The organism is Streptomyces sp. NPDC088261 (genome assembly GCF_044740805.1).
Classification (GTDB): domain Bacteria; phylum Actinomycetota; class Actinomycetes; order Streptomycetales; family Streptomycetaceae; genus Streptomyces.
In genome coordinates, this window is record NZ_JBIURL010000014.1 from 164,196 (window position 1) to 176,010 (window position 11,815).

The 11,815-nt window shown below is 71.9% G+C and carries 9 protein-coding genes; 8 read left to right on the forward strand and 1 reads right to left on the reverse strand.

Annotation, left to right across the window (positions count from 1 at the left end; genetic code table 11):
• Positions 1-66 precede the first annotated feature (66 nt).
• From ACIODU_RS25300 to ACIODU_RS25335, 8 genes are all read left to right on the forward strand, one after another.
• Complete coding sequence (locus ACIODU_RS25300; RefSeq protein WP_401770011.1) at positions 67-945, forward strand: TatD family hydrolase; 879 nt, start codon at positions 67-69, stop codon at positions 943-945.
• A gap of 193 nt (positions 946-1,138) precedes the next feature.
• A complete protein-coding gene (locus ACIODU_RS25305; RefSeq protein ID WP_401770012.1) occupies positions 1,139-2,695 on the forward strand; it encodes a ubiquitin-like domain-containing protein in 1,557 nt (518 codons plus the stop codon).
• Positions 2,696-2,788: 93 nt separating this feature from the next.
• A complete protein-coding gene (gene rsmA, locus ACIODU_RS25310) occupies positions 2,789-3,715 on the forward strand; it encodes a 16S rRNA (adenine(1518)-N(6)/adenine(1519)-N(6))-dimethyltransferase RsmA (protein ID WP_401770013.1) in 927 nt (308 codons plus the stop codon).
• Entirely contained in the window at positions 3,712-4,620 is a 909-nt protein-coding gene (locus ACIODU_RS25315; protein WP_401770014.1) for a 4-(cytidine 5'-diphospho)-2-C-methyl-D-erythritol kinase, read from the forward strand. The genes rsmA and ACIODU_RS25315 overlap by 4 nt, the downstream gene beginning before the upstream one ends.
• Positions 4,621-4,759: 139 nt before the next feature.
• Entirely contained in the window at positions 4,760-6,586 is a 1,827-nt protein-coding gene (locus ACIODU_RS25320; RefSeq protein WP_401770015.1) for an ABC-F family ATP-binding cassette domain-containing protein, read from the forward strand.
• A 262-nt stretch (positions 6,587-6,848) separates the two neighbouring features.
• On the forward strand, positions 6,849-8,720 hold the full coding sequence (locus ACIODU_RS25325; protein ID WP_401770016.1) for a PQQ-binding-like beta-propeller repeat protein: 1,872 nt from the start codon (positions 6,849-6,851) through the stop codon (positions 8,718-8,720).
• 112 nt (positions 8,721-8,832) lie between these two features.
• Positions 8,833-10,560 (forward strand): PQQ-binding-like beta-propeller repeat protein, encoded by a 1,728-nt coding sequence (locus ACIODU_RS25330; protein WP_401770017.1) that lies wholly within the window; start codon positions 8,833-8,835, stop codon positions 10,558-10,560.
• A gap of 166 nt (positions 10,561-10,726) precedes the next feature.
• A complete protein-coding gene (locus tag ACIODU_RS25335; protein ID WP_401770018.1) occupies positions 10,727-11,479 on the forward strand; it encodes a LuxR C-terminal-related transcriptional regulator in 753 nt (250 codons plus the stop codon).
• Positions 11,480-11,505: 26 nt separating this feature from the next.
• Here the strand turns inward: ACIODU_RS25335 and ACIODU_RS25340 are convergent, their stop codons facing one another.
• A complete protein-coding gene (locus ACIODU_RS25340; RefSeq protein ID WP_401770019.1) occupies positions 11,506-11,793 on the reverse strand; it encodes a hypothetical protein in 288 nt (95 codons plus the stop codon).
• Positions 11,794-11,815 lie beyond the last annotated feature (22 nt).

The window sequence follows — 11,815 nt, forward strand, 5'->3', positions numbered from 1 at the left end:
TGAAGCACCGCACGCGAACCACCGCACGTGAACCCGTGGGCGCGGTCCTCTCGTAGGATCGCGCCCATGAGTTCGAAACAGGCCGCGCCACCGTTGCCCGAGCCCCTCCGGGTGCCGGTCGCGGATTCGCACACCCACCTGGACATGCAGGACAGCACGGTCGGGGACGCCCTGGAGAAGGCCGCCTCGGTCGGTGTGACGACTGTGGTCCAGGTGGGGTGCGACCTCAAGGGGTCCCGGTGGGCAGCCGAGACGGCCGCCGCGTACGAGAACGTCCACGCGGCCGTCGCCCTGCACCCCAACGAAGCCCCCCGCATCGTCCTCGGTGACCCCGACGGGTGGTCGCGCCAGGGCGCGCGCGCCGGGGGCGGCGACACGGCGCTGGACGACGCGCTGACGGAGATCGACCGGCTGGCCGCGCTGCCCCACGTACGGGCCGTCGGCGAGACCGGTCTCGACTATTTCCGGACAGGCCCGGACGGCGTCGCCGCGCAGGAACGGTCGTTCCGCGCCCACATCGAGATGGCCAAACGGCACGGCAAGGCGCTGGTCATCCACGACCGCGAGGCGCACGCGGATGTGCTGCGCATCCTGGCCGAAGAAGGTGCGCCGGAACGTACGGTCTTCCATTGTTATTCGGGTGACGCGGAAATGGCCGAAATTTGTTCGGCTGCCGGTTACTACATGTCCTTTGCAGGCAATGTGACATTCAAAAACGCTCAGCCGTTGCGAGACGCGCTCACAGTAGCGCCATTGGAACGCGTCCTTGTCGAGACAGATGCGCCTTTTCTCACACCGGCGCCCTACCGGGGCCGGCCGAATGCGCCCTATCTGATTCCGGTCACTTTGCGCGCGATGGCTGAGGTGCGTGGGATCGGTGAGGACGCGCTGGCGGAGGCGATCGCGCGCAATACGGCGCAGGCGTTCGGTTACGGGCCGGCCTGAGACCCCTCTCGCGACGCGGCGCGCAGGGTAGCGTCGCGACGCTGCGTGGTCGAGTCGCTTTGGAGAGTGACCGAAGCTCCGCTAGTGTCCCGGCCGCACCGTCGATCGCGGCGGGGCCGACCGGATCGTCTGGAGCGTCGTGAGCAATGCGCAAGGCAGTCACCGGGCCGCACGCGGCGGGCACCGCGGTGCCATGGCCGTGGAAACGGCCGAGCCGGCGGAGTGGGCGGAGTGGGCCGAGTCGGCCGAACCGGTGGAGACCCTGGACGTGAGACGGGCCGCGCGGGTGCTGCCGTACGACGACGGGTACGAGGCGTGGCCCCCGTACGAGACGTACGACACGTACACCCCCGAACCCGGACCCGGACCGGAACCCGCCCCCGCCCCCGTCCCCGCCCGCCACTCCTCCCGCCGCCGCAGACGCCCCACCCCGCCGCCCCCGCACCTCCCGCAGAACGACCACACCCAAGCGGCCCCCGAGCACCCCCCGGCCGAAAACCACCTCCCCACCGGGACACACCACCCCGCCAGGAACCTCCGCCGCCTCGTCCCCCAGGCCCTCGTTGTCGCCTTCCTGGCCGGTGGCACCTCCGCCTTCGTCGCCAACGACAAGGCCGTCGAACTCAGCGTCGACGGCGCCCCCCGCACCATGCACACCTTCGCCGACAACGTCGCGGAGCTGCTGGCCGACGAGGGCGTCACCGTCGGCGCACACGACATCATCGCCCCCGCGCCCGGCGCCGAACTGGCCAGCGGCGACGAGGTCGTCGTCCGCCACGGCCGCCCCCTCCTGCTCACCCTCGACGGCCACCGCCGCCAGGTGTGGACGACGGCCCGCACGGTCGATGCGGCCCTGCGCCAGCTGGGCGTACGGGCGGAAGGCGCGTTCCTGTCCGTCTCGCGCTCGTCCCCGATCGCCCGGCACGGACTGGCCCTCGACGTACGGACCGAACGCGCCGTGACCTTCATGGCCGACGGCCGCGAGCGCACGATCCGTACCAACGCGGCGACCGTCGGCGAGGCCCTTGCCCAGGCCGGCATCACCCTGCGTGGCCAGGACACCACCTCCGTGGGGGGGGGGCGCGGGGCCCCCGGCCCGCCCGCCGGGGCCGGGGGGGGGGGGCCCCCCCCCGCGGGGGGGGGGGGGGGGGGGCCCGGGCCCCCCCCCCCCCCCCCCGGGGGGGCCCCCCCCCCCCCCCCGGGGGCGGGCCCCCCCCCCCCCCCCCACGGCCAGACGGTCACGGTGCTGCGCGTCACCGGCCGCGAGGAGGTACGGGAGGAGGCGATCCCGTACGACACCGTCACCACCCGGGACGCCTCGCTCTTCCGGGGCACGGAGGTCGTGGACCGGCAGGGACGGCAGGGGGTGCGCCGGGTCACGTACGCGCTGCGGACCGTCAACGGCGTACGGCAGAAGCCCCGCAGGCTCCACGACGAGATCGTCCGCGAACCGGTCACCCAGCGGGTCAGGGTCGGTACGAAGGTGATGCCGACGTCCGTCGCGGGCGCGGACGGCCTGAACTGGAGCGCACTGGCCGCCTGCGAGTCGGGCGGACGCCCGGGGGCGGTCGACGCGTCGGGGAACTACGGCGGGCTCTACCAGTTCGACACGGGCACCTGGCAGGCCCTGGGCGGCACCGGCCGCCCCCAGGACGCCCCGGCGTCGGAGCAGACGTTCCGCGCGAAGAAACTGTACGTACAGCGGGGCGCGAGCCCATGGCCCCACTGCGGCCGGCGGCTCACGGGGTGACGGGGCGGCGGGCGTGGCGGGTGTGACGGGGGGAGGCGGAGATGTGGGTACGGGGGCGACAGGGGCGGCCCCGGTTGACCGTACGCTTAGCCGGTGAGCACCACTGAGCCACCGCCCGACACCTACGCCCTGCTGGGCCCCGCGGACGTCCGTGAACTGGCCGCCGCGCTGGGCGTACGCCCGACGAAGCAGCGCGGGCAGAACTTCGTGATCGACGCCAACACCGTCCGCAGGATCGTCCGCACCGCCGAGGTGCGCCCGGACGACGTCGTCGTGGAGGTCGGTCCCGGGCTCGGCTCGCTGACCCTGGCGCTCCTGGAGGCGGCGGACCGGGTGATCGCCGTGGAGATCGACGACGTCCTGGCGGGCGCGCTGCCCGCGACGGTCGAGGCCCGCATGCCGGCCCGCGCCGACCGCTTCTCGCTGGTGCACTCCGACGCGATGAAGGTCACCGAACTGCCCGGCCCGCCGCCCACCGCGCTGGTCGCGAACCTCCCGTACAACGTGGCCGTACCCGTCCTGCTGCACATGCTGGAGCACTTCCCGACCATCGAGCGGACGCTGGTGATGGTCCAGGCGGAGGTCGCGGACCGGCTGGCGGCGGGACCCGGCAACAAGGTGTACGGAGTGCCGTCGGTGAAGGCCAACTGGTACGCGGACGTGAAACGCGCCGGATCCATCGGCCGTACGGTCTTCTGGCCCGCGCCCAACGTGGACTCCGGGCTCGTCTCGCTGGTCCGCCGGGCGGAGCCGGTGGCGACCTCGGCCTCCCGGACGGAGGTCTTCGCGGTCGTGGACGCGGCGTTCGCGCAGCGCCGCAAGACCCTGCGCGCGGCCCTCGCGGGCTGGGCCGGCTCGGCCCCGGCGGCGGAGGCGGCGCTGGTGGCGGCGGGGGTCTCGCCGCAGGCGCGCGGGGAGGGGCTGACGGTGGAGGAGTTCGCGAGGATCGCGGAGTCAAAACAACCCAAGACGGACCCAGAGCCACCCCGGCCCGCACCCCCGAAGGAGACAGACGCGTGAGCGTCACCGTACGCGTACCGGCCAAGGTCAACGTCCAGCTGGCCGTGGGCGCCGCACGCCCCGACGGCTTCCACGACCTGGCGAACGTCTTCCTCGCCGTGGGCCTCTACGACGAGATCACGGTCACCCCGGCCGACGAACTGCGCATCACCTGTACGGGCCCCGACGCGGCGAAGGTCCCCCTGGACACGACCAACCTGGCGGCGCGGGCCGCGATGTCCCTGGCGGCCCGCCACGGCATCGACCCCCGGGTCCACATCCACATCGACAAGGACATCCCGGTGGCGGGCGGCATGGCGGGCGGCAGCGCGGACGGCGCGGGCGCGCTGCTGGCCTGCGACACGCTCTGGTCGCTCAACTCCCCGCAGTCCGAACTCCTCTCCATCTGCGCGGAGTTGGGCAGCGACGTGCCGTTCAGCCTGCTGGGCGGCGCGGCCCTGGGCGTGGGCCGGGGTGAACAGCTGACCCCGCTCGCGGTGGGCGGGGCCTTCCACTGGGTGTTCGCGGTGGCGGACGGCGGGCTCTCGACGCCGACGGTGTTCCGGGAGTTCGACCGCCTCACGGCCGGCCGGGACATCCCGCCCCCGGCCCCCGACCCGGCGCTCCTGGAAGCCCTCCGCACCGGCGACGCGACCGCCCTGGCCGGCACCCTCTCCAACGACCTCCAGCCCGCGGCCCTCTCCCTGCGCCCGTCCCTGGCGGACACCCTCACGGCGGGCATGACGGCGGGCGCTCTCGCGGCCCTGGTCTCCGGCTCGGGCCCCACGACGGCGTTCCTGACGAAGGACGAGGACTCAGCCACCGAGGTGGCCACCGCCCTCCACACCTCAACCACCTGCCACACAGCCCGCCCGGCCCCGTCCCCGTCCCGGGGCGCGACGGTCGTCCGCCGGACGGACGCCTAGCCGACCGCGGGGAGACGCGTTTTCCGGTACGGGGCGGCCGATCCGCCCGCTGCGGGAGAGCGATCGAACGCTGCGCGCGGACCGGCGGGCCGTGGCGACTACGCTGGGACGTCGATCCGTCCCCCCGTACAGGAGTGAAATGGCCGTCAATCTGGTCAATGTCGAAGCAGTCACCAAGGTGTACGGCACCCGTGCGCTGCTCGATGGTGTCTCGCTCGGCGTTTCCGAGGGGGACCGGGTCGGGGTCGTGGGGCGGAACGGGGACGGGAAGACCACCCTGATCCGGTTGCTGTCCAAGCTGGAGGAGACCGACTCCGGGCGCGTCACGCACAGTGGCGGGCTGCGGCTCGGGGTGCTCACGCAGCACGACTCGCTCGATCCCGGGGCCACCGTCCGGCACGAGGTCATCGGGGATCTCGCCGATCACGAGTGGGCCGGGAACGCCAAGATCCGGGACGTGCTGACCGGGCTCTTCGGCGGGCTGGACCTGCCCGGGTTCCCGCAGGGGCTGGACACCGTCATCGCGCCGCTCTCCGGTGGCGAGCGGCGGCGGATCGCGCTCGCCAAGCTGCTCATCGGCGAGCCGGACCTGATCGTGCTCGACGAGCCCACCAACCACCTCGACGTCGAGGGCATCGCCTGGCTGGCGAAGCACCTCCAGGCGCGGCGCTCCGCGCTCGTCTGCGTCACGCACGACCGGTGGTTCCTCGACCAGGTCTGCACGAAGATGTGGGACGTGCAGCGCGGGGCCGTGCACGAGTACGAGGGCGGGTACTCGGACTACGTCTTCGCCCGCGCCGAGCGCGAGCGCATCGCCGCCACCGAAGAGGCCAAGCGGAAGAACCTCGTCCGCAAGGAGCTGGCCTGGCTGCGGCGCGGCGCCCCCGCCCGTACGTCCAAGCCGCGCTTCCGGATCGAGGCCGCCAACGAGCTGATCGCCGACGTGCCGCCGCCGCGCGACACCTCGTCGCTGATGAAGTTCGCCAACGCCCGGCTCGGCAAGACCGTCTTCGACCTGGAGGACGTGACTGTCCAGGCCGGCCCGAAGGTGCTGCTCAGCCATCTGACCTGGCAGCTCGGCCCCGGTGACCGGATCGGGCTCGTCGGGGTCAACGGCGCCGGCAAGACCTCGCTGCTGCGCGCGCTCGCCGAGGCGTCCCGTAGCCGCGGCGACGTCCAGCCCGCGGCGGGGAAGGTGACCGTCGGCAGGACCGTCAAGCTCGCCTACCTCTCCCAGGAGGTCGCCGAACTCAAGCCCACGCTGCGGGTGTTGGAGGCCGTGCAGCAGGTACGGGACCGGGTGGACCTCGGCGGCGGAAGGGAGATGACGGCCGGTCAGCTCTGCGAGCAGTTCGGGTTCACCAAGGAGAAGCAGTGGACCCCGGTGGGGGACCTGTCCGGTGGCGAGCGGCGCCGGCTCCAGCTGCTGCGGCTGCTGATGGACGAGCCGAACGTCCTCTTCCTCGACGAGCCCACCAACGACCTCGACATCGAGACGCTCAACCAGCTGGAGGACGTGCTCGACAGCTGGCCGGGCTCGATGGTGGTCATCTCCCACGACCGGTTCTTCATCGAGCGTGTCACCGACAAGGTGATGGCGCTGCTCGGCGACCGGACGCTGCGGATGCTGCCGCGCGGGATCGACGAGTACCTGGAGCGGCGCAGGAAGATCGCCGAGTCGGGCGCCCCGGGCGCTCCCGCCGCCACCCTGCCCGCCTCCGGAGGCGCCCCGGCCGCCGCCGCGCCCGTGTCGGCCAAGGACGACCGCGCGGCGAAGAAGGAACTCCAGAAGATCGAGCGCCAGCTCACCAAGATGTCCGACCGGGAGACTCTCCTGCACCAGCAGATCGCCGACCATTCCACCGACTTCGAGAAGGTGGCGAAGCTGGACGCCGAGCTGCGCCAACTGATCGGCGAGCGCGACGAGTTGGAGATGCGGTGGCTGGAGCTTGCCGAGGACGCGTGAAAGCGGACGCGTGAAGCGGGCGCGCGCGGAGGTGCGCTGAGGCATAACGGGCGCGTCACGGGCCGGTTCTCCCTTGGGAACAGGGGAGGACCGGCCCGTTCCGTACACGCGTCCGAGTGATACAAAGAAGCCCCGCTCGACCGAAATGACGATGCGGAATCCATACCCGAACCGCTCCGTTCCGAGGGACCAGCCAACGGAACAGCGGGGGAGACCGGTCGGGCGTTGGGCCGTATACAGGGGACACAGGGGGAACGCGCTGATGACTCAGCCACCCGGGCAGCAGCCGCCGTCGCAGGAGCCGACTCCGCAAGAGCCGTCGCGGGAGCCGTCTCCGCAGGCGTCGCAACCGCCGCCGCAGCCACCGCAGATGCCGGCCGCGCCGCCGACACCGCCCGCGGGCCCGCCCGGACCGTACGGTCAGCCGCCCGTCGGCCCGCCCGCGTACGGCTACCCCCAGGCCCCCGGCCCGTACGCCCCCGGCCAGCAGCCCGGCCCGTACGCGCAACAGCCCGGCCCCTACGGCCAGCAGCCGGGCCCGTACGGCCAACAGCCCGGCCCCTACGGCCCGTACGCCCAGCAGCCCGGTCCGTACGGTCAGCAGCCCGGCCCCTACGGCCCGTACGCGCCACAGCAGTTCCCCGGCGCCCCCACCCCGCCCCCCGGCGGCGGCGGGCGGAACCCCTTCAAGGGCAAGCCCGGCCTCGTCGTCGCGGCGGCCGCCGCCGCGCTCCTGGTCGTCGGCGGCGGTACGTACGCCGTCCTCAGCGGCGGTGACGACGGCGGCAAGAAGCCCGTCGCCGACACGAGCCAGGACCCCAAGCCGACCGGCGGCTCCTCGGCGGACGTCGACCAGGGCGACGGCACGGGCGGCGGGCGCGAGAGCGACGACGACCTCAACGCCGGGCGTAAGGACGGCGAGTCCAAGGTGCTCTTCCTCCAGACCAACGACGTGGACCTGCCGCGCGACGGCGCCGACGTCTACGGCCCGTGGTTCGCCGGCGACACCGTCGTCAAAGCCATGTACAAGCAGGTCGTGGGGTATTCGGCCACCGACGGCAAGAAGAAGTGGACGCTCGACCTGCCCGCCGAGCTGTGCGCCGCGCCGACCGCGCCCTCCGCCGACGGCAAGATCGTCATCGGGTACATGAACGGCACGAGCGACAAGGCCGACTGCAACCAGCTCCAGCTCGTCGACCTCGCCACCGGCAAGGGCGGCTGGAAGCAGGAGATCAAGGAGATCGGTCTCTTCGACATCCTGAGCGACGTCAACCTGACGATCAGCGGCGGCACCGTCACCGCCGCCAGGACCGCCGGCGCCCAGGCCTACCGGATGACCGACGGCAAGCAGCTGTTCGAGAAGTCGACCGGCACCTGCAAGCCGTTCGCCTTCGCCGGCGGCCCCAAGCTGATCGCGGCCGAGAGCTGCCCCACGGGCGACTTCGAGACCTCGCACCACCAGCTGGAGGAACTGGACCCCGTCACCGGCAAGGCGAAGTGGACCTACAAGCTGGCGGAGAACTGGGAGGTCGACAAGGTCTATTCGGTCGACCCGCTGGTGATCTCCACACGCGAGAAGGACAAGGACTCGTCCTGGAACGTCCTCGCGCTCAACGCCAACGGCACGCTCCGCTCCTCGCTCGCCGGCGGCAAGGACTCGTTCGCGCCCAACTGCGGCGGCGGGTTCGTCATCTTCGGGCGGAACCTGGAGGGCTGCACCGGCCTCGCCGCCGACGCGAAGACCTTCTACATGGCGACGGCGCCCGCGAAGGGCAGCACGTCCCGTACGAACGAGGTCGTCGCCTTCGACCTCAACACCGGTAAGCCCACGTGGCGTTCGAAGGCGCCCGGCGACCGCATGATCACGCCGCTGCGGATGGAGGGCGGCAAGGTGGTGGTGTACGTGGAGCCGACGTACGACAAGGCGGGCGCGGTCGCGACCATCGCCCCGACCGGCGGTGTGCCGACGATCGTCCAGCAACACCCCGCGTCCACGGCCGAGATCGAGGACTCGTTCTACCAGCCGACCCTGGCCTGGGCGGGCGGGCGCTTCTACGTCGTGGGCGGCCGCGTCAGCGCGAGCAACGACGCGGCGGAGCTGAAGGAGAAGACGATGATGGCGTTCGGCAACTGACCGTGCCCGTCACCGTCTTGAGCCCCGCCTTCCCCGCTCCCGCCGCGCCGGCCGCTCCCCGCGCTCCCCTCTCCTCCCCGTCTTCCGAGCCTTCCTCCGAGGTACGTACGCCATGACACAGCCGCCGCCCCCGCCGCCCAACGAGCCCCCTCAGGGAGGGTTCGGCGCCCCGCAGGACCCGCCGCCCGGCGGCTTCGGCGCCCCGACACCGCCCCCGCAGTACGGCTACCCGCCCCAGAACCCCCAGTACGGCTACCCGCCGCAGGGCCAGCAGCCCGGATACGGCTACCCCGGCCAGCAGCCCCCGTACGGCTACCCGACCCAGCCGCAGTCCCCGTACCAGCCGTCACCCCCGCCGACCAACAACGGCCGCAAGAAGCTCTCCACCCAGGCCCGGATCATCCTCGCCGCGACCGTCGCCGTCGCCCTGATCGTCGTCGGCGGGATCTACGTCGCCAACTCCGGAGGCGACAACCCGAACGACGACGCCAAGAACACCACGTCAGGCGCCGACGGCGGCAAGGACGGCAAGGACGGCAAGCAGGACGCCAAGGACAACGGCATCGGAGGCGGCGGCAAGGAGAAGGCCCCCGCCGACGTCAAGTCCACGATGGCCTTCAAGCTGGCGACCCCCAAGGTCACCGACATCACCAACGTCTCCGGCTCCTGGCTCACCGACACCACCTTCGTGAAGACCGGCGTCAACGAGATCGTCGGGTACGACCCCGCCAAGGGCACCCAGGTGTGGAGCATCCCCCTCCCCGGCCAGCTCTGCGCCGCCACGGACCACGTCAAGGACAACCTCACCGCCATCGCCTTCGAGCCCGCCAGGCGCACCGGCAAGACGGACTACCAGCCGTGCACGGAGATCGGCGCGATCGACCTCGCGGCGGGCAAGCTGGTGTGGCGCAAGAGCGTCACAGGCCCCAACACCGGTGACGCCAAGCTGAAGTTCGACGAGATCACCATCGGCGCCGGTACGGTGGCGCTCGGCGGTACGGACGGCGGCGCCGCGCTCGACCTCGCCACCGGCGCCCTCCGCTGGAAGCCCCAGGCGAGCGCCGAGAACTGCGCCGACATGGGGTACGGCGGCGGCGCCGGGCTCGTCGTGGCCCGCAAGTGCGGTACGTACGAGGACCCCCAGGTCAGCATCGACAACCTCAACCCGGAGACGGGCGCCCCGCTCTCCTCGTACAAGATGCCGCCCGGGGTCGAGTACGCGAGCATCGTCTCCACCAAGCCGCTCGTCGTCGCCGCCGACGTCGGTGACACCGCGGGCGACGGCAGCGGCATCTCGGACTTCTTCTCCATCGACGAGAAGACGGGCGCGCTGCGGGCGAAGATCGCGGCCGACGCCGACACGTACGCGGCGGACTGCGCGACCACCGAGGTCGAGTCCTGCCGGGACGTCGTGGTCGGCAACGACCGCCTGTACCTGCCCACCGAGGAGCACGACGGCTCCGGCGACTACGGGCAGACCAACGAGATCGTCTCCTTCGACCTCGCCACGGGCCGAACGACCAGCGACCGCGCGGACGCGGGCGACCGCTACACGATCACGCCGCTGCGCATGGACGGCGGCAACCTGATCGCGTACAAGTGGCCCCCGTACGACAAGGGCGGCCAGATCGTCTCCATCGACGGGTCCACCTTCAAGCAGACGGTCCTGATGGAGAATCCGTCCGACAAGGCGGTACGGGAGGCCGAGACCAGCTTCACCAAGGGGTACTCGGAGATGCGCTTCGCCGCCGGCCGGCTCTTCATCTCGGACGCGATGCTGAGCAAGCCGTCGACGCTGAACCTGACGTCGTACCTCGCGGTGTCGTTCACGACCGGGTAGCGCCACTTCGCGGACATGACCTGCCCCCACTCGTCCTGAATGGCAGGAAATTCCGCAATCCGGGGGGCTTCTGGCCGGTAGGGGGCGCGCGATCTCGAACAAGCGTGTAGCTTGCCGGGTCAGGAGCCCGGGGGGACCAGGCTCCAGCGTGATGGGGGTTGGCTCGATGGGCGTGCGGCTCATGGTGGTCGATGATCACCGACTGCTCGCCGAGGCGCTCGCCTCGGCCCTGAAACTGCGCGGGCACCGGGTGCTCGCGGCGGCCGCCCCCACCTCGGGGGTCGCCGAGCTGGTGGTGAGCAGGGCGCCGGAAGTGTGCCTGATGGGTACGGCGACTCCGGCGGAGCCCGGGGTCTTCGACCCGATCGTACGGATCAAGCGGGAGCGCCCGCAGGTGGCCGTGGTGGTGCTGGGGCCGGTCCCCAGCCCCCGCGGCATCGCCGCCGCGTTCGCCGCCGGGGCGTCCGGTTACGTACGCCACGACGAGCGGATCGAAGGCGTCGAGCGCGCCATGGTCAAGGCGCGCGCGGGCGAGGCGGCGGTGGCGCCGATGCTGCTCCAGGGCGCGTTCACGGAGCTGCTGAACCCGGCGGCGCAGCCCGACGACGAGGGACAGCGGCTGCTGCGGATGCTCACGCCGCGCGAGGTCGAGGTGCTGGTACGGGTCGCCGAGGGCGAGGACACCCGGCTGATCGCGGCGGGCATGAACATCGCGCCCAGCACGGCCAGGACGCATGTGCAGCGAGTGCTGATGAAGCTCGGGGTGGGCTCACGGCTGGAGGCGGCGGCGCTGGCCGCCCGTACGGGACTGCTGGACCGGGCGGTGGTCAACGGGCCCGTTACGGGAGGGCCCGGCACGGGAGGGCCCGTCACCGGAGGGCCCGGCACCGGGCCGGACCCCCACGACGAACGCGAATGAAGTCCGGCTCCGGATCAAGGCATGCCTTACTCCGCCGACGGCGGCCCTGACTCCTCCGCCGGTGCCGTCGGGCGCAGTTTGAGCCAGATCAGGAAGAAGAGCCCGAGCGCCAGCATGCCGATGCCCGTCCACAGGTTGATGTTGATGTCCTGCGCCTTCTTCAGGTCGGCGTCGGACGCGGTGATCCCGGCGATCGTCACGATGATCCCGTAGACCACGAAGAGTCCGCCGATGATGCGTCGTACGTCGAAGAGCCGTGCCGCGGTGGCGGACTTGGTCTCCAGTTCCTCGACATCGTTCCGGTAGTCGCTCATGTCGTTGTGTTCCTTGTCGACC